This window comes from Pseudomonas sp. RW10S2, from assembly GCF_014268985.1.
GTDB lineage: Bacteria > Pseudomonadota > Gammaproteobacteria > Pseudomonadales > Pseudomonadaceae > Aquipseudomonas > Aquipseudomonas wayambapalatensis.
In genome coordinates this window covers 12196-29908 of sequence record NZ_JABWRO010000033.1, presented here as the reverse complement: position 1 = coordinate 29908, position 17713 = coordinate 12196, and the positions used below count along the sequence as shown (strand labels likewise).

The 17713-nt window shown below is 64.5% G+C and carries 21 protein-coding genes; 10 read left to right on the top strand and 11 right to left on the bottom strand.

What is annotated here, in order from left to right:
• Positions 1 to 20 precede the first annotated feature (20 nt).
• Complete coding sequence (locus HU729_RS09835) at positions 21 to 932, top strand: LysR family transcriptional regulator (protein WP_186709789.1); 912 nt, start codon at positions 21 to 23, stop codon at positions 930 to 932.
• Between the two features lie 81 nt (positions 933 to 1013).
• Here the strand turns inward: HU729_RS09835 and HU729_RS09830 are convergent, their stop codons facing one another.
• The 3 genes from HU729_RS09830 to HU729_RS09820 are packed head-to-tail and all read right to left on the bottom strand — an operon-like array spanning position 1014 to position 2835.
• Positions 1014 to 1535 (bottom strand): DUF2937 family protein, encoded by a 522-nt coding sequence (locus HU729_RS09830; protein ID WP_186666910.1) that lies wholly within the window; start codon positions 1533 to 1535, stop codon positions 1014 to 1016.
• Positions 1536 to 1544: 9 nt separating this feature from the next.
• Positions 1545 to 2312: a class II glutamine amidotransferase gene (locus HU729_RS09825; RefSeq protein WP_054895027.1), complete on the bottom strand. Its 768-nt coding sequence runs from the start codon at positions 2310 to 2312 to the stop codon at positions 1545 to 1547.
• A gap of 16 nt (positions 2313 to 2328) precedes the next feature.
• The gene (locus tag HU729_RS09820) at positions 2329 to 2835 is read right to left on the bottom strand and encodes an MFS transporter (protein WP_186709780.1); all 507 of its coding nucleotides are present in this window, start codon (positions 2833 to 2835) and stop codon (positions 2329 to 2331) included.
• A 171-nt stretch (positions 2836 to 3006) separates the two neighbouring features.
• Here HU729_RS09820 and HU729_RS09815 point away from each other — a divergent pair, with 171 nt between their 5' ends.
• Both HU729_RS09815 and HU729_RS09810 read left to right on the top strand, forming a co-directional pair.
• Entirely contained in the window at positions 3007 to 5049 is a 2043-nt protein-coding gene (locus HU729_RS09815) for a S9 family peptidase (RefSeq protein WP_186709779.1), read from the top strand.
• A gap of 99 nt (positions 5050 to 5148) precedes the next feature.
• A complete protein-coding gene (locus HU729_RS09810) occupies positions 5149 to 5622 on the top strand; it encodes a cyclic nucleotide-binding domain-containing protein (RefSeq protein WP_186666913.1) in 474 nt (157 codons plus the stop codon).
• Here HU729_RS09810 and HU729_RS09805 read toward each other — a convergent pair.
• Positions 5619 to 5888 (bottom strand): hypothetical protein, encoded by a 270-nt coding sequence (locus HU729_RS09805; RefSeq protein WP_186666914.1) that lies wholly within the window; start codon positions 5886 to 5888, stop codon positions 5619 to 5621. The genes HU729_RS09810 and HU729_RS09805 overlap by 4 nt on opposite strands.
• A 132-nt stretch (positions 5889 to 6020) precedes the next feature.
• On the opposite strand from HU729_RS09805, the gene HU729_RS09800 reads away from it, so the two are divergent.
• From HU729_RS09800 to HU729_RS09790, 3 genes are all read left to right on the top strand, one after another.
• The gene (locus HU729_RS09800; protein ID WP_054895032.1) at positions 6021 to 6392 is read left to right on the top strand and encodes a YajD family HNH nuclease; all 372 of its coding nucleotides are present in this window, start codon (positions 6021 to 6023) and stop codon (positions 6390 to 6392) included.
• A gap of 73 nt (positions 6393 to 6465) precedes the next feature.
• On the top strand, positions 6466 to 6936 hold the full coding sequence (locus HU729_RS09795) for an RNA methyltransferase (protein WP_054895033.1): 471 nt from the start codon (positions 6466 to 6468) through the stop codon (positions 6934 to 6936).
• Between the two features lie 80 nt (positions 6937 to 7016).
• Positions 7017 to 7358: a DUF2892 domain-containing protein gene (locus tag HU729_RS09790; RefSeq protein ID WP_063543658.1), complete on the top strand. Its 342-nt coding sequence runs from the start codon at positions 7017 to 7019 to the stop codon at positions 7356 to 7358.
• A gap of 102 nt (positions 7359 to 7460) precedes the next feature.
• On the opposite strand, the gene HU729_RS09785 is transcribed toward HU729_RS09790, so the two are convergent.
• Entirely contained in the window at positions 7461 to 8669 is a 1209-nt protein-coding gene (locus HU729_RS09785; RefSeq protein WP_186709778.1) for a hypothetical protein, read from the bottom strand.
• Positions 8670 to 8709: 40 nt separating this feature from the next.
• Positions 8710 to 9159, bottom strand: coding sequence for a YcgN family cysteine cluster protein (locus tag HU729_RS09780; protein ID WP_063543654.1), 450 nt, complete (start codon positions 9157 to 9159; stop codon positions 8710 to 8712).
• Positions 9160 to 9306: 147 nt separating this feature from the next.
• Here HU729_RS09780 and HU729_RS09775 point away from each other — a divergent pair, with 147 nt between their 5' ends.
• Positions 9307 to 9900, top strand: a complete 594-nt coding sequence (locus tag HU729_RS09775) for a nitroreductase family protein (RefSeq protein WP_186666916.1) — start codon at positions 9307 to 9309, stop codon at positions 9898 to 9900.
• A 54-nt stretch (positions 9901 to 9954) separates the two neighbouring features.
• Here HU729_RS09775 and HU729_RS09770 read toward each other — a convergent pair whose 3' ends face one another.
• From HU729_RS09770 to HU729_RS09755, 4 genes are all read right to left on the bottom strand, one after another.
• On the bottom strand, positions 9955 to 10887 hold the full coding sequence (locus HU729_RS09770; RefSeq protein ID WP_186666917.1) for a D-2-hydroxyacid dehydrogenase: 933 nt from the start codon (positions 10885 to 10887) through the stop codon (positions 9955 to 9957).
• A gap of 72 nt (positions 10888 to 10959) precedes the next feature.
• On the bottom strand, positions 10960 to 11253 hold the full coding sequence (locus HU729_RS09765; RefSeq protein WP_186666918.1) for a YcgL domain-containing protein: 294 nt from the start codon (positions 11251 to 11253) through the stop codon (positions 10960 to 10962).
• Positions 11250 to 12383, bottom strand: coding sequence for a ribonuclease D (rnd, locus tag HU729_RS09760; RefSeq protein WP_186709777.1), 1134 nt, complete (start codon positions 12381 to 12383; stop codon positions 11250 to 11252). The genes HU729_RS09765 and rnd overlap by 4 nt, the downstream gene beginning before the upstream one ends.
• 103 nt (positions 12384 to 12486) lie before the next feature.
• The gene (locus tag HU729_RS09755; RefSeq protein WP_186709775.1) at positions 12487 to 14124 is read right to left on the bottom strand and encodes a phosphoethanolamine--lipid A transferase; all 1638 of its coding nucleotides are present in this window, start codon (positions 14122 to 14124) and stop codon (positions 12487 to 12489) included.
• 277 nt (positions 14125 to 14401) lie between these two features.
• Between HU729_RS09755 and HU729_RS09750 the strand changes: the two genes are divergently transcribed.
• A complete protein-coding gene (locus tag HU729_RS09750) occupies positions 14402 to 14638 on the top strand; it encodes a YdcH family protein (protein WP_054895041.1) in 237 nt (78 codons plus the stop codon).
• 138 nt (positions 14639 to 14776) lie between these two features.
• Here the strand turns inward: HU729_RS09750 and HU729_RS09745 are convergent, their stop codons facing one another.
• Positions 14777 to 15946, bottom strand: coding sequence for an aminotransferase class I/II-fold pyridoxal phosphate-dependent enzyme (locus HU729_RS09745; RefSeq protein WP_186709773.1), 1170 nt, complete (start codon positions 15944 to 15946; stop codon positions 14777 to 14779).
• 151 nt (positions 15947 to 16097) lie between these two features.
• Here HU729_RS09745 and HU729_RS09740 point away from each other — a divergent pair, with 151 nt between their 5' ends.
• The gene (locus HU729_RS09740; RefSeq protein ID WP_065861420.1) at positions 16098 to 16556 is read left to right on the top strand and encodes an Lrp/AsnC family transcriptional regulator; all 459 of its coding nucleotides are present in this window, start codon (positions 16098 to 16100) and stop codon (positions 16554 to 16556) included.
• 143 nt (positions 16557 to 16699) lie between these two features.
• On the top strand, positions 16700 to 17704 hold the full coding sequence (moaA, locus tag HU729_RS09735) for a GTP 3',8-cyclase MoaA (protein ID WP_186709761.1): 1005 nt from the start codon (positions 16700 to 16702) through the stop codon (positions 17702 to 17704).
• Positions 17705 to 17713 lie beyond the last annotated feature (9 nt).

Genomic DNA, 17713 nt, shown 5'->3' with positions numbered 1-17713 from the left:
CCCTGCCCTGCGAGCACACGATGAACCTGCGATTTCTCGAAACCTTCGTCTGGGTCGCCCGGCTCAAGAGCTTTCGCCTTACGGCCGAGAAGCTGTTCACCACCCAGGCCTCGGTGTCCAGCCGCATCGCCGCGCTGGAGGCCGACCTGGGCGTGAAGCTGCTGCTGCGCGACTCGCGCGGCGTCAGCCTGACACCGGAAGGCAGCAAGGTGCTGGAGTACGCCGAGCACATGCTCGACACCGCCAAGGCGATGAAACAGTCGCTGGGCGGCGAACGGGCCGTGGTCGGTCGGATCCGCCTGGGGGTCATGGACACGGTGATCCACACCTGGATGAGCGCCTTGGTGGCCGAGTTGACCGAGCGCTACCCGCAGGTGGAAATCGAGTTGGTCGCCGACACCTCGCTGAACCTGCGCGACCAGTTGCAGAAGGGTTTTCTCGACGTGATCCTGCAGACCGACCTGCTGCGCCAGGAAAGCATCCGCAGCCTGGACCTTGCGCGCTACCCGATGGGCTGGATCGTCGCCACCGGCTCACCGCACCATCGCGACTATGCATCGCTGGCCGAACTGGCGCGCGAGCGGATCATCACCTTTTCGCGCAACTCACGGCCGCACCAGGAGGTGTTCAGCCTGCTGCAGAGCGCGGGGAGCGAGACGCCGCGGCTGAACTGCGTGAACTCGGTGTCGGCCATCACCCGGTTGCTGCGCGACGGCTTCGGCATCGGCGCCCTGCCCCCGGCGCTGGTCGCCGCAGAGCTGGCACGCGGCGAACTGGTGCTGCTGACCGGGCTGCAGCCACCGCCTAGCCTGGAGCTGGTGGTGTCGTGGCAGACCGGGGTGGAACTGGTGGACGAGGTGGTAGGGTTGTGCCGGCAGGTGCTGGAGCGCTATGCGCAGGATGTGGGGGTGCAGCGGATCGTGCTGGTCTGAGCCAGGGATGTGTCAGTTTCGGCCTCATCGCTGCGACTCGTCCCGCGATGAGGCCCGCCCCGGCAACGAAATACCGGCAGCCTAGCGCCAGCTTTCCTTCACCGCCCGACGCCGCCCGCCCAGGATCACCCAACCGATCCCCAGCAACAGGCTCTCGACCAGGAACGCCAGCAGGAAGCCGCTGGCAATCCCCCAGCCGATCGCCTCGGGCACCAGCAGGATCTGGTAGCTATAGCCCTTGAGCGTCTCTTCGCGCAGCTGCGGATCGGCCTGCACCAGCACATGCCAGCTGCGGCTGGCCCAACTGCCTTGCAGCGCCTGCCATTCGTTTTCCAGCAACTGGTTGCGAATCATCAGGCTTTCGATGCTGTTGGCGTCACTGTTGAACACCGGGTCGTCGCTGGTACGGTAATGGCGCACCAACGCCTGCAGATCGCCCTTGAAGAAGCGCTCGGCGGTTTCCTGGAAGCCCGCCAGCGCTTCGCGCGACTCGAGCATGTGCGCCTCGACCCGCTGGCTGTAGTCCTTGACCAGGCCGGGCACCTGGACACCGGCCAGCAGGCCGAAGGTGAACAGCAGCAAACGCAGGTAACTTCTGAACATGCTCTGTCCTTAGCCTTTGGCGACGCACTCGCCGTGCCGCCACAGGGCCCATTGACCCGGCTCGTAACGCTGCCAGGTCTCGTTTTCGGTCAGGGCCTCGGTGGCGATCACCGTGACCACGTCATTGGGCGTGGTTTCCGATTGAAAATCCACGATCAGGTCGACATCCTTCAACCGCGCGGCACCAAAAGGCGCGCGTCGGGTGATGTGTACCAGCTTGGTCGAACAGAAGCAGAACAGCCAGTCGCCGTCGCTGAGCAGGCAGTTGAACACGCCCTTCGCGCGGTAGCCTGCGCAGGCCTCGACCAGCACCGGCAGCAGCGCCTCGACCTCGACGGGCTCGGGGAATGCCGCACGAACGCGGTTGAGCAGGTCGCAGAAGGCGGCTTCGCTGTCAGTGTCGCCGACCGGGCGGTAGAACGTCTTCTCGCCACTGAAATCGGCGAGCTGGCCGTTGTGCGCGAAGCACCAGTTGCGCCCCCACAGCTCACGCACGAAGGGGTGGGTGTTGGACAGGCAGACCTTGCCGACGTTGGCCTGGCGGATATGGCCAATAACCACTTCGCTCTTGATCGGGTAACGCTGCACCAGGTTGGCCACCTCCGACTCGCTGCTCGCGGCCGGGTCCTGGAACAGGCGCAGGCCACGCCCTTCGTAGAAGGCAATGCCCCAGCCATCGCGGTGCGGCCCGGTACGCCCGCCGCGCTGCATCAGGCCTGTGAAGCTGAAGACGATATCGGTGGGGACGTTGGCACTCATGCCCAGCAATTCACACATTGGCGAGGGCTCCGTCCTAGATCCGTGGCTCGACGCGGCCGCCACCATTGCCCGGGCGACGCACCGGGGCAGCAGGTGGCTCTTCACGGTAGCGATCGCGACGATCGGCGACGGGCGCATCGGCCATCACCGCATCGTCTTCGGCCGCCTGGCGCTTGGCGGCGGCCTCGACCTTCTCGCGGCGCTCGCCAGCGCGTTTTTCCAGTGGCCAGCGCACCAGCACGAACAGCAGGTAAAGGCCAAAGGCGATCATGCCGTACATCGCCAGGTCCGAGGCTGCGCGCCAGGCGTTGTTGCCCACCTTGAACGCCAGGTCCAGGGCGGTGATGGCAATGGCCGGGGCAAAGCTGTCCTTGACCGGGTCGACAATGGTGGGAGTGAACAGCAGCACGGCAACGATCACCCGCAGCGGCTCGCGCAGCCAGCGCCACATCCAGCCGGTGAACTTGAAGGCCACCAGCAGGCAGCCCAGGGCGGCGACAGCGTAGAGGCCCCAGGCCAGTGTGTAGTCTTGTTCGATCATGGTGTCCGTGCAAGGCAGGCAAAGAGATGCCTATGATAAACACTTTTACGGGCACAGGCGCCTCTTCCCTCTATGAAGCCTGAGCGGCCTCTTCGCGGACAAGCCCGCTCCCGCAGACCGGCAATGCTCGCGAAGAGGCCGGCACAGACGCCACCAAACCACGGACATCCCATGCATACCAGACCCAAGCCCCCCATCGCCCGCCCCGCCCAAGCCGCCGATCCCTACGCCTGGCTGCAGGAACGCGACACCCCCGAAGTGCTGGCCTACCTGGAGCAGGAAAACGCCTACCAGCAAGCCTGCCTCGCCGACCAGGCCGAGCTGCGCGAACAGCTGTTCGAAGAAATCAAGGGCCGCATCCTCGAAACCGACCTGTCGCTCCCCTCCCCATGGGGCCCCTACCTCTACTACACCCGCACCACGGCAGGCGACGAATACCCGCGCCACTACCGCTGCCCGCGCCCGGCCGACGACAGCAACCGCGTCGACGAAAGCGCCGAGCAACTGCTGCTCGACCCCAACGCCCTGGCCAACGGCGGCTTCCTCGCCCTGGGCGCGTTCAATGTCAGCCCCGACCATCGCCTGCTGGCCTACAGCCTCGACACCAGCGGCGACGAGGTCTACACCCTTTACATCAAGGACCTGGAAAGCGGCAGCGTCACCACCCTGCCCTTCGACGACTGCGACGGCAGCCTGACCTGGGCCAACGACAGCCGCACGCTGTTCTTCGCCGAACTGGACGACACCCACCGCCCGTGGCGCCTGCGCCGCCACACCCTGGGCGAAAGCGACGCCAGCACCGTGTTCGAAGAGCCCGATGGGCGCTTCTTCCTGCACTGCTACCGCGCAAGTTCCGAACGCCAACTGGTGCTGCTGCTCAACAGCAAGACCACCAGCGAAGCCTGGGTACTCGATGCCGCCACGCCACAGGCCGACTTCACCTGCCTGGCGCCGCGGGTAGAGGGCCACGAGTACTTCCCCGACCACGGCCAGCTCGATGGCCAGTGGCGCTGGTTCATCCGCAGCAACCAGGACGGCATCAACTTCGCCCTGTTCCACGCCTCGGCCGACCAGGTGCCCAGCCGCGCACAATGGCAGGTACTGGTGCCGCACCGTGACGACATCATGCTCGAAGGCTTGAGCCTGAACGCTTCGGCGCTGTCGCTGAGCCTGCGTGAAGGCGGCCTGCCGATCATCGAAGTCCGCCCCCAGGGCCTGCCGGCCTATCGCGTCGAACTGCCCGACGCCGCCTACAGCCTCTACGTGCAGGACAGCCTGGAGTTTTCCAGCACGCGCATCCGCCTGCGCTACGAAGCGCTCAACCGCCCGGCCCAGGTTCGCCAGCTGGAGCTGGCCAGTGGTGAGCAGCAGGTGCTCAAGCAGACCCCGGTACTCGGTCGCTTCGATGCCGACGACTATGTCAGCCAACGCCTATGGGCGACCGCCAAGGACGGCACCCAGGTGCCGATCAGCCTGGTGCGCCGCCGCCAGGACCTGGACCGCGAAGTGCCGCTGTACCTCTACGGCTACGGCGCCTATGGCGAGAGCCTCGACCCCTGGTTCTCCCACGCCCGCCTGAGCCTGCTCGAACGCGGCGTGGCCTTTGCCATCGCCCATGTGCGTGGCGGCGGCGAGCTGGGTGAAGCCTGGTACCGCGCTGGCAAGCAGGAGCACAAGCAGAACAGCTTCGACGACTTCATCGCCTGTGCCGAACACCTGATCGCCCAGGGCGTCACCCGCACCGAGCAACTGGCCATCAGCGGCGGCAGCGCCGGCGGCCTGCTGATGGGCGCGGTGCTCAACCAGCGTCCGGAGCTGTTCCGCTGCGCCATCGCCGAGGTGCCTTTCGTCGATGTGCTCAACACCATGCTCGACCCCGAGCTGCCGCTGACCGTCACCGAGTACGACGAGTGGGGCAACCCCGAAGAGCCTGAGGTGTACGCACGCATCAAGGCCTATGCCCCCTACGAGAACGTCAAGGCCCAGGCCTACCCGGCCATGCTGGTGGTGGCTGGCTACAACGACAGCCGCGTGCAGTACTGGGAGGCGGCCAAGTGGGTGGCGCGCCTGCGCACCCGCAAGACCGACGACAACCTGCTGCTGCTCAAGACCGAAATGGGCGCCGGCCACGGCGGCATGAGCGGACGCTATCAGGGGCTGAAAGACGTGGCCCTGGAATATGCGTTCGTCTTCAATGAGTTGGGCGTGGTGTAAATCGCATTTCTTGTTGTCATAGAGTTCTCGCACACCCTGCGGCCTCTCCCGCAGGGTCTGTGGAAGCTCTCAAATACCGGACGACACGAAGAACAACACATGCCCGACCCAAGCCTCCTCAGCGCCGAAATCCGCGACATGCTCATGGACTGCGGCTTATTCGACAGCCTGCAGCCCAGCGACTTCCAGGCCGTCGCCGGTTACTTCGCCATCGCGGCGATGACCGAGGGCCAGACCATCTTCGCCGAAGGTGACGCCGGCACCTTCATGTGCATCCTGCACCGCGGCGCGGTGTCGGTGCGCAAGACCAACGGCAACGGCCAGCAAGTCGAGATCGCGATCTTGCGCAAGGGCCGAGCCTTCGGCGAAATGGCCGTGCTCGACGGCGAACGTCGCTCGGCCAGTTGCGTGGCGGCCAGTGACTGCCAGTTGCTGACGCTGGGCAAGGACTCGCTGGACAAGATGCTCAACGACGCCCCACGCATCGCCGCGCGGATCATCCGTGCCCTGGCCGTGGCGTTGTCGAAGCGCTTGCGGATGCAAGATGGCCAGCGCCTTTCGCAACAGGTCTAGTCGTTCTTTTTCGGCGGGTCCTGGGACAATCCCGGCAATGGCTGGTCCTTTGGCGGCCCGGGCAGCGGCATCGGCGGCAGCAATGGCGCGCCAGGCTGACTGCTGCCCGCCTTGGGCGGCGTGCTCGGGGTGATCTGCGGGTAGGGCGTGGGCGTGGCCGTACCCGGCGCGCCGGGCACCGGGGTGATGCTCCCCGATGGCTGCCCGGCAGCTTCGGCCGCTGGGGCAGCAAGCAACATCAGCGTGGCAAGGATCACAGGCAACATCGTTAACCTCCCGTCCGGAACCTGCCTAAAGGCTACGCCCAATTGCGCGCTTTTGCCTGTCCGCCAGGCCCGCAGGCGCGCTAGACTCAACGCCATAACCGTCATTGCCCTGATAACGAAAAAGGTAACACCATGAGCTCGGCCTCCAACTCCGCCGCCACCGCCCGCCTCGACCGCATCCTCGCCGACGCCAAGCGCGACAAGGAAATGGGCTACCGCGACAAGGCACTGAAGATGTACCCGCACGTCTGCGGGCGCTGCGCCCGTGAGTTCTCCGGCAAGCGCCTGTCGGAACTGACCGTGCACCACCGCGACCACAACCACGACAACAACCCCCAGGATGGCTCCAACTGGGAGTTGCTGTGCCTGTACTGCCACGACAACGAGCATTCGCGCTATACCGACCAGCAGTATTTCGGCGAGGGCTCGCTGAGCACGCCGAAAACCAATGTCGCCACGCACAACCCCTTCGCCGGCCTGGCTGCCCTGATGAAGAAGGACTGACCGTCGATTCATCCGCCCACGGCGTCGGCGAGCCCGTATAATCGCGCTCTTTTTTTGCGAAGGGCCCCGACTCGTGGCGAACAAACGGTACAGCTGCATCGGCCTGTTCAACCCAAAATCTGCTGAAAACGTCGGCTCGGTGATGCGAGCGGCAGGCTGCTATGGCGTCAACTCGGTGTTCTACACCGGCAAACGCTACGAGCGCGCCCGCGACTTCGTCACCGACACCAAGCGGGTGCACTACGACATCCCGCTGATCGGCATCGACGACCTGCAGCGCATCATCCCGCTGGGCTGCACGCCAGTGGCAGTGGAGCTGGTCGACGGCGCACGGCCGCTGCCCGAATACACCCATCCGGATCGGGCGATCTACATCTTCGGCCCGGAGGACGGCAGCCTCGACGAAAGCGTACGCGCCTGGTGCGAAGAAACCATCTACATCCCCACCCAGGGCTGCATGAACCTGGCCGCGACGGTCAATGTGGTGCTGTATGACCGGCTGGCCAAGGGCTTGAATACTCGCTCCGGGCCCAAGTTCAAGTAACGGGGATCAGGGTAATTGCACTGAACGCCGGGGCAGCCTCCAAGGTCAGCTGATGTACCAACCCACAAGGAGACCTACCCATGCTCGATATCCATTCGGCGTCAGACAGGCATGACCACAACGTCCAGGGCTGGGAGCGCGTCAGCTCACTGGCGGGCGGTGCCCTGATGATCAGCAAAGGGATGCGCCACGGCGGGCTGATCGGCTTGTTGCAGGTAGCGGTGGGCGGCATGGCGCTGGCCCGGGGCATCAAGGGCCATTGCGCGACCAAGGCCTGGTTCCACAAGCATCGTGCGGAGTACCACCGGTTGCATGCCGATATCGAACGGGGAGCGGCGGAGTTGAAGGCACTCAAGGCCAGCGCCGAGGCGGCGACCCGCACGGTGACGGTGACGGGTAAGGATCCGTTGGCTGGGGTTTGAATCGGCGGTGGCCTCTTCGCGGGCAAGCCCGCTCCTTCAGGACCTCCACCGCCTTGAGGGTGGTGTGGGAGCGGGCTTGCCCGCGAAGAAGCCGACACCCGCTCAACGCAACAACTTGCTCTCCAGCACCTCGGACTCGCGCCCCAGAACGCTCTCGCTGATCTGGATGAATTCCTCCGTGCTGACACTGGCCATGCGCATCAGCGCGCGAGTGACGTCGTCCAGCGAGCGCTTGTCGTGGCTGTGCAGGCGAATCTCGCGATCCAGCGCCTGCAGCAACAGCACGCCCCTGGCCACCTGCATTGCGTCGGCCTGCTCGGTGCGAAGGGTCTTGACCTTGGCGCCGTCCTTCTGCAATCGCGCCTGCAACGCCTGGTAGCGGTCATCGCTCAGGCCGCCGGCGCGGCGCAGCAGTTCGGTGGCGTAGTAGTCGGTCAGGCTCTCGCCCAGCCAGTCACTGCGATCACGGTCGTCGATCTGCGCGAACAGTTGCACCAGCTCACGCAGCAGCGGGCTGCTGCCGCTCTCGCCGATCAGCGGGCCGGTGCTGTGCAGGTACAGCGAGTTGCGCGAGGCACGCGCACCGCGCCACATGTCGTCGCGGGCACCGACCACCAGCAGCTTGGGCGGATTGCGCGGGAACACCGCCTGCAACTGCGGCCAGACGAAGGTCATCAGGGTGAGGGTATCCATGCGCCGCATGCCCTGCCCCTGCGGCGCGGCGACCGTCACCTCGGTATCACCCAGGCGTGCGCGGCGGCTGCCAAGGTTGCCGGCGAGTATCCAGCCAGTGGGGCGGTCGAACAGGCGCGAGACGTTGTCGATACGGAATTTCTGCTTGCCGATGCGCGGCCAGGCCGTCTCGACACTCTGCCAGCCCGACGGCAGCTCGAAGGCCAGGCGTGTCACCAACTCGGTGCCATCCTGCTGATCGAGACGGGCTGGGGGCACGAGCTGATCGCCGCGAAACAACGCCCAATGCGGTGTGATGCGTGCCTCATGGGCGCTGCCATGGGGCTTCACATCGAGCTGCACGCGGTAGCTGAGGCTGCTCTTGCCTGCTCCGGGGTGCCAGACGCCACGGTCCTGCTGCACCTGCCATTGGCCGTCCGCCTTGAAATCGCTGTAGGTACCCTGCCTGCCCAGGTCGAAGTCCAGGCTGCGCACCGGCGTGCCCTCGGCCAGGGTCAGGCGCACTTCGGCCTGGCCCGTCTGGGGCAGCAAGCGCACCTGGTAATCCAGATCGACCTTCTTCGCCCAGGCCGGGAAGCTGGCCGACAGGGCCAGTAGCAACAACAACGGGCGACGCATACAGAAACTCCTTGTTCCCCAGAGGCGCGGGCCAGGCGGATCAGCCGGCGCGAAAGATCAGGTGGTCTTCCCAGTCGTCTTCGTCGACGTCGTTCTCGCTGAGCATCCGCCCGGACTGGGAAATGCGCTGCTCATGGACCTGCTCGCGGTCGCCACAGACCAAGTGGTGCCAGGCCGGCAGATCCTTGCCCTCGCTGACCAGTCGATAGCCACAGGTGGTCGGCAGCCATTTGAACTGGTCGGCCTTGCCCGGCGTGAGCTGGATGCAGTCGGGCACCTGCTCGAAGCGGTTGGGGTAGTCGCTGCACTGGCAGGTGTTCATGTCCAGCAGTTTGCAGGCGATACGCGTGTAATAGATGCTGTTGTCATCCTCGTCTTCGAGCTTCTGCAGGCAGCATAGCCCGCAGCCGTCGCAAAGCGACTCCCACTCCTGCGGGTCGAGCTGGTCGAGGGTCTTGCGCCGCCAGAAGGGCGCGGGGTCGGCGATCATCACACGTTTTCCTGCAATCACTTTGAAGGCCGCGGCGCGCGGCGGCGCCAGTCTAGAGCCTGTCCCGACGCAATGCCATACCGCTTGTCAGTGCCGAGCGGACGCAGTAGCGTTCAGGCTTTCCCTCGTCCTTTCGCAGGAGCCCGCATGAGCGTCAATCCCCGCATCGCCGACTATGCCATCAACGAGCAGTTCATCAACCGCTGGTCACCTCGTGCGTTCACCGCTGAACCCATCAGCGAAGAGACCCTGCTGAGTTTCCTCGAAGCTGCGCGCTGGGCGCCGTCGGCCTACAACTCGCAACCCTGGCGCTTCCTCTATGCCCGCCGCGACACGCCGAACTGGGAGCGCTTCCTGGAATTCCTGGTGCCGTTCAACCGCAGCTGGGCACAGCAGGCCTCGGCGCTGGTGCTGATCCTTTCCAAGACCACCTTCACTGCCCCGGGCGCCAGCGAAGAGACACCTGCCCTGTGGCACACCTTCGATACCGGTTCGGCCTGGGGCCACCTGGCGCTGCAGGCGAGCATCAGCGGCTGGCACACTCACGGCATGGCCGGGTTCGACCAGGAACTGGCGCGCAAGGAGCTGAAGGTCCCCGAAGGTTATGTGCTGCATGCGATGGTGGCGATCGGCAAGCTGGGCGACAAGGCCAGCCTGATCGAGGCGTTGCAGGCACGTGAAGTGCCGAGTCCGCGCCGGCCGCTGAGCGAGTTGGCGGCTGAGGGGGATTTCAGCCTCTAAGACCCGGTTGGCCCTATCGCGGGAAAAACCCGCGATAGGGCCAGCAGAAGCACCTCAATACCCCCGCGAGAAATCCACTTCCCCGCGCAGCCCCTGCCCCGCCGCATACGCCCGCACGTTCTCGACGAACAAGCGCACCATCGCCACCGGCGAGGTCGGCGCCGAACTGTGCCCGGTCAGCAGCAACCCCCAGGCGGTCCAGAACGGATGGCGCTGGGGCAACGGCTCCTGGCGGCAGACATCGATCACGGCACCAGCCAGGTGCCCGCTCTTGAGTGCCTCGACCAGGTCGGCATCGACCACCGCCACACCACGCCCGGCGTTGATGAACAGCGCGGTCGGCTTGAAGCACTGAAACAGCGCGGCATCGTACAGGTCATGGGTGGCCGGGGTATCCGGCAGCAGGTTGAGTACGTAATCGACCTGGCCGACCAGCCGCGGCAACGCATCCAGCCCCGCCACTTCGACGAACGGCGCCTGCTCGCGCGGGCTGCTGGCTACGCCATACAGCGTCACGCCAAACGGCAGCAGGAACTCGGCGACCCGCTGGCCGATGTCGCCGGTGCCGACGATCAGCACCTTGCGCCCTTCCAGGCTGTTGCCCGGCCGGCCATCCCAGCGCCGCTCGACCTGGCTGACCAGCCGCGCCAGTACATCGCGCTCGTGGGCCAGCATGTAGGTCAGCATGTACTCGGCCATGACCTGGCCGAAGATGCCCACCGCGCGGGTCAGGCGATAGTCACGCGGCAGGCCGTCGGCCAGCAGTGGCGTGATACCCGCCCAGGTGGACTGCATCCAGGCCGGCTTGTGGCCCTGGCGCAGCAGGCTGGCGACCAGGTGAGGCTCACCCAGCCAGATCGGGCATTCGGGGGCGTGGCGCGACAATTCGGCGGAATCGCCACTGGTCAGGACCTCCAGGTCCGGTGCCAGCTCGCCCAGCAGGCGAGCGTAAAGGGCATGATCCTGTTCAGCGATCAGAACGCGCATCTCGATGACAACCTTGCAGAACGACGAAAGCGGCCCGTCGAGGGCCGCCTGTTGATAGGGTTCGCGCCCGGCTCAGGCCGGATCGTTGCGGCGCAGCAGCTCTTCGGGCAAGTGCTCGATGTAGTCGTCGTCCGGCGGCGGCATCTGCAGGTGGTAACCCTGGTTGTCGAGGTTCTCCAGCACCTTGGCGATGTCCTCGCGAGCCAGCTTGCGCTCGGGGGTCAGCACCAGGTCGAAGGCATGCACCGGCGTACCGAAGAACGGCAGCAAGCCCTCAGGCACGCGCTCCAGGCCCTCGGCCTTGAGCACATACAGGTACATTTCGCGCTTGCGCGGGCTCTTGTAGATCGAGCAGATACGTTTCATCGAGTCTCTCCGGCGCCTGCCAGGTCGTCCAGCAGGGCCTGGCCCATCCGCTCACGGCGCCAGCCGCGCAGCGAATCGGGCAATTGATAGGGGCCATTGGGGTAGCCGCTCTTGAGCAGGGCTTCCAGGGCCTTCTTGCGCAGCATCAGCTCAGGGGCGATCTGCAGGCGCTCGCCTTCGGCCTGGCCGATGGCGCGCAGGCGCTTGAGAATGCCGGCGGCTTCGATTGGCAGCGGCTCGGGCAGCACCGCGGGCCATTGCTCGGCGGGCTGGCTGGCGGCGTTCTTGATCAACTCGAGCAGCGTTGCGCCGTCCTGGCGGATGGTGCGCGGGTGCATTTCGTCGATCTTGGCCAGCGCCGACAGGGTGTCGGGCTGCCCCTTGGCCATGGGCCACAGCGAGTGTTCCTTGAGGATCCGGCTGCGCGGCACATCGCGGCTGCGGGCTTCACGCTCGCGCCAGGCGCACAGCTCGCGCAGCACCGCCAACTGCTGCGGGCCGAGTTTCCAGGCCAGCTTGACGTCACGGTAAAGGGTTTCGGGCTCGACTTCACGGCGCATTTGCGCGACCAGCTCGGCGCCGTCCTCCAGCACCCAGGCGTACTTGTCATCCGACAGGCGCGGGCGCAGGGCGGTGAACAGCTCCGCCAGGTGCACGGCATCCTCGGCGGCGTAGCTGACCTGAGTGTCGGACAACGGGCGCTGCAACCAGTCGGAGCGCGTCTCGCCCTTGGGCAGTTCGATACCCAGCACTTCCTGGACCAGGCGCGAATAGCCCATCGAAAAACCGATGTTCAGGTAACCACCGGCCAACTGCGTATCGAACAGCGGCTGCGGCAGCTTGCCGGTCAGGCGCAGCAGGACTTCGAGGTCTTCGCTGCAGGCGTGCAGCACCTTGACCACGCTACTGTCTTCGAGCAATTCGCCCAGCGGCTGCCAATCGCGGATCAGCAGAGGGTCGATCAGGTAGGCGCTTTGACCATCGCCGACCTGCACCAGGCCAGCCTTGGGATAGAAGGTATCGACCCGCATGAATTCGGTGTCGACGGCCACGAACGGCAGCGTGCGCCACGTCCGGCAGAGTTCGGCCAGGGTCTGGTCGTCACGGATCCAGTGTATTTCGATGGCCACAAGGCTCTCCCACAAACATTGGCGCGCAGTATATACGGCGCGGGCACTGCTCGTGAAACCCGGGCCATCCATGGTGGCGATCAGCGGTAACGATAGCGCGCTGTCAGTTCCTGGCCGTCAACCAGGGCCGGCACCCGGCAAACATGTCCAGCGACTGCTGGTACACCTCGGTGCGCACCTGCAGCAGGCCCAGCATCGAGTGGAACAGGTTGTCCTGGCTCAGCGGCGTGTCACGCATCTTCGACAGGCAGTCGGTATCGATGGCGAAGTCCTGGCGGTAGCTGTCGGAGAACCAGGCCAGCAGCGGAATATGCTTCTGCTGGTCAGGCGCAAGCATGTACGGGGTGCCGTGCAGGAACAGGTTGTATTCGCCCAGCGACTCGCCATGGTCGGAGAGGTAGATCATGGCGGTGTCGACCTTGTCCTGGTGCTTGCGCAGGGTGTCGACCAGCGACGCCAGCACCTCGTCGGTGTAGGCCAGCGTGTTGTCGTAGCTGTTGACGATGTCCTGCTGGCTGCACTGGTTCAGGGCGTTGCTGCGGCACACCGGAGTGAAGCGCTCGAAGCCCGCGGGGTAACGCTTGTAGTAGTCAGGGCCATGGCTGCCCATCTGGTGCAGCACCAGCACGGTATCCTTGTCGAGGCTGTCGAGCAGCGCATCGAGGTTCTGCAGCAGGATCTGGTCATGGCACTCGCCATCGGCGCACAGGACCGGGTCCTTGGCGCTGGTGAGGTTGACGTAGTTGAATCGATCGCAGGTGCCTTTGCAGCCGGACTGGTTATCACGCCACTGCACCTCGATGCCGGCACGCCCGAGGATATCGAGCAGGCCCTCGCGGCGGCTGGCCAGGCTCGGGTCGTAGTCCTTGCGTGCCATGCCGGAGAACATGCAAGGCACCGACACAGCCGTCTCGGTCCCGCAAGAATGCACATCGGTAAAGCCCAGCAGGCCAGCCTCCTTCGACAGGCGTGGCGTGGTATCGCGGCCATAACCCAGCACACCGAAGTTCTCGGCCCGGGCACTTTCACCCACCACCAGAACGGTCAGCGACTTGCGCTCATGCTTCTGCCAGGCGGCATCGCGATGGGCATCTTCGCCGTATTTCTGGAAGGGTTTGGCAGCGCTGCCGAGCTTTTCGCTGGCATAGCTGAACGACGCCCCGACGATATTGCTGGGGGTCAGCATCAAGTGCAGTTCGTGGTGATTGCGAAACAGCGACGACAGGCCCTGGTAATTGACCAGGCCGATCGAGCCCAGGGCTGCAACGCAGGCGCCGCTGACGATGAGCTTGCCCAGCAGCTCGCGGTGCCAGGGGCGGTAGGCGATGCGCGCCTTCCAGAGCAACAACGACGGCACGACGCCCAACCCCAGCATATAAAGTGCGAACTTCAACGACAGCAAGTCACGCACTTCCTCGATATTGGTTTCGGCGACATTGCGGAACATCCCGGCATCAATAAGTACGCCATATTGATTCATGAAGTAGGCGACACCGGCACCACTCATGAAAAGCACAATCAATACCGGTTTCAACACATACTTGAAGGCCAACAACGTCAATATCAGGTTGAAGGCGAACAACATCAGTACGGCAAACGCCAGGCCCAGCCACAGCCCAACCATGCCGGAGGGCAGGATGGTCTCCAGATGCTCCCAGAGGAACAGATTGAGGCCGATCAACAGGTAAAGGCTGGCCAGCAGCGTGACCCACTCGGTCCGCAGTGATTTGATTTTCAACATGGCGTTCGCAATCAGAGTTTAGAAGCGACCAGGCGTACCCGGGCGGGCACCTTGGGAAGTTGGCCGAACTTTAGAAAGCGTAGCATCAATTTTTTGTGAAAAAGACGCCAACAATCAGTTGTCATGCGTCTTTCATGATTAATTAAAGTTCATTCAGCTGCCATTCAGCCGCGTTGCGACGCTGCAGCCATGCCCGGCGAACCGCTCCCGCCTTCGGCAAACGCAGCTATCCTGAAGGATCAGGACTTTTACCAACCCCTGAAACAGAGGTGAAGAGATGCCAGTCCCGCACGATCTGCTAGCCGACCTGCACATTACCGAAGACAAATTCCAGGCCCTGATCGACAAGGATCAGGACCTGCACAAGCTGCACAAGGAATACAACGCCAAGGACAAGGAAGTGCTGGCCGCCGAAGGCAACGGCACCAACGACGAGGCGGTCAACCGCCTGCGCAAGGAACGTCTGCTGATCAAGGACAAGATCGAGCGGATCATTCATCCGCCCAAGGGTTGAGCCCTTTCAATCGAACTCACTGGTTTGTGGTAGGAGCTGGCTTGCCTGCGAACACCGGCTTGGCCGGTGCCAGACACCGCGATGTGCTTTTCGCGGGCAAGTCGGGGCGCCGAACCGCCGCTCCTACGATATTTGCTGCTACGCCGTCGCGGCCGCCCGCAACCCCGCCTCAAGGTCATCGATCAGGTCGCGGTAATCCTCGATCCCCATCGACAACCGCACCAGGTTCTCGCTGATACCCATCACGCCCTTCTGCTCCGGGCTGAGCGAGTTGTGCGACATGGTCCAGGAATGGTTGATCATGCTCTCCACACCGCCCAGCGAGTCAGCCAGGACGAAGATCGACAACGCTTCGACCAGGCGATTGACCGCGGCACGGTCACCCTTCACACGCAGTGCCACCACCGCCCCGCCAGTGCGCATCTGGCGCTGGCACAGCGCATGCTGCGGATGGCTCGCAAGGCCTGGGTAGAAGACCTGCTCGACCTGCGGGTGCTGCTCCAGGTACTGCGCCACACGCAGGGCGTTGGCGCTCTGGCGCTCCATGCGCACATCGAGGGTCTTCAGACCGCGCAGGGCCAGGTAGCAGTCGAACGGGCCCTGGATCGCGCCCACCGCCATGCTGATTTTGCGCAGGCGCGCCAGCAGTTCAGGATTGCCCGCCACCACCACCCCGCCAGTCAGGTCGGAATGGCCGCCGATGTACTTGCTCGCCGAGTGCATCACCAGGTCCACCCCCAGGGTGATCGGTTGCTGGTTCCACGGCGAGCAGAAGGTGTTGTCGATGCAGGTGAGGATGCCGCGCTCGCGGGCCAGGTCGCACAGCGGCTTGATGTCCACCAGGTGCAGCAGCGGGTTGGTCGGCGACTCCAGCCAGATCATCTTCGTATTCGGGCGGATCGCTGCGGCGACGGCGTCCAGGTCGTTGAGGTCGACATAGGTGGTGGTCAGGCCGCAGGTGTGTGCCCGGTAGTCCTCCATCAGGCGGAAGGTGCCGCCATAGACGCCATTCATCACCACCACATGGGCATCCTTGGGCAGCAGCTCGAGCACCGTGGCAGTGGCGCTCACGCCCGACGCACAAGCGACCGCACCGACACCCTCTTCCAGGGCTGCGACGCAGGTTTCATAAGCGTGCCGGGTCGGGTTGCTGACGCGGCTGTAAGCGTATTCGGGGTTATCGTCCAGGCCGCGCTTGATGAACGAGCTGGAGGTGACGATGGCCGGGAAGATAGCGTTGTCGGCGACGCTGGACTGCTCGCCGGCGTGGATGGTGCGGGTGGCGAAATTGCGCGGTTTTTCGGCCATGGTCGGATCCGTTGACTGAAGGGGTCAGGTAGAAAACCGCCACTATCGCATATCCCGGTCCGAGCCGCTGCAACAGCGCCAGACGTAGCAAGCGATTCCCCGATTGAGCTACTCTCGAGAAACTTATTCTGCAAATTCGGCAGCAATCGCCATGGACAGTTTCGACCAGCACATCCTCACCCTGCTCCAGCGCGACGCCTCGATCTCCCTCAAAGACCTGGCCGAGGCGGTCAACCTGACTACCACACCCTGCTGGAAACGGGTCAAGCGCCTGGAGGATGAAGGCTATATCCGCGGCCGCGTCGCCCTGCTCGACCCCGAGCGCATCAACCTGGGCCTGAGCGTGTTCGTCCAGCTCAAGACCCAGCGCCACGACAGCGCCTGGCTCGAGCATTTCGCCAGGACCGTGACCGGTTTCGAGGAAGTGATGGAGTTCTACCGCATGTCCGGCGACTGGGACTACATGCTGCGGGTGGTGGTCAGCGACATTGCCGCCTACGACCGCTTCTACAAGAAGCTGATCACCAGCACCGACGGGCTGTCGAACATCACGTCCAGCTTTGCCATGGAACAGATCAAGTACACCACGGCGTTTCCGGTGTATCGGTGAGAAGATCACGGCAGCGGCCTGATGCGCCCTTACCGATCGCTTGATAGATCACGCCTATCAAACGGTCGGGCAAAGCAATTTGACGCCCGTGCCTGCAGGTTATAGCGTGGACATTACCCCACCCCACCCTTCCGAGCGCGAACGTGGAACACAGCAGCCAGGCCCTGATCGACGGTTTCAACCGAAAAATCGACTACCTGCGAATGTCGGTGACCGACCGCTGCGACTTCCGCTGCGTCTACTGCATGGCCGAAGACATGCAGTTCCTGCCCCGCCAGCAGATCCTCAGCCTCGAAGAGCTCTACCAGGTCGCCGAGCGCTTCGTCGCACTGGGCACCCGCAAGATCCGCCTGACCGGTGGCGAGCCGCTGGTACGCCAGGGCATCGTCGACCTGTGCGGGCGCATCGCCGCCCTGCCCGGCCTGCGCGAGCTGTGCATGACCAGCAATGGTTCGCAGCTTGGCCGACTGGCCCAACCGCTGTTCGATGCTGGCGTCACACGCCTGAACATCAGCCTCGACAGCCTCGATGCACAACGCTTCAAGGCCCTGACCCGCACCGGCGACCTGGCCCAGGTGATCGCCGGCATCGACGCTGCGCGCCAGGCAGGCTTCCGCCGTACCAAGCTCAACTGCGTGGTGCTCAAGGGCCGCAATGACGATGAAATCGTCGACCTGGTGCGCTTTGCCATCGACCGCGAACTGGACATCACCTTCATCGAGGAAATGCCGTTGGGCGTGATCAGCGAGCACGAGCGTGGCGAGTCGTTCTACTCCAGCGACGATGTGCGCGAGCGCCTGGAACCGCACTTCACCCTGATCGAATCGGCCGAATCCTCCCAAGGCCCGGCCCGCTACTGGCGCCTGGCCGAAGCGCCGCAGACGCGGGTCGGTTTCATCTCGCCGCACAGCCACAACTTCTGCGCCACCTGCAATCGCGTGCGCCTGACCGTCGAAGGCCGGTTGCTGCTGTGCCTGGGCAACGAGCATTCGATGGACCTCAAACAGGTCCTGCGCAGCCATCCCGGCGACAGCGAGCGCCTGGAGCAAGCGATTCGCGACGCCGTGCACCTCAAGCCCTACCGCCATCACTTCGAGGTGGGTGGCGAGGTGCAGATCCTGCGCTTCATGAACATGACCGGCGGCTGATCGGCCGTC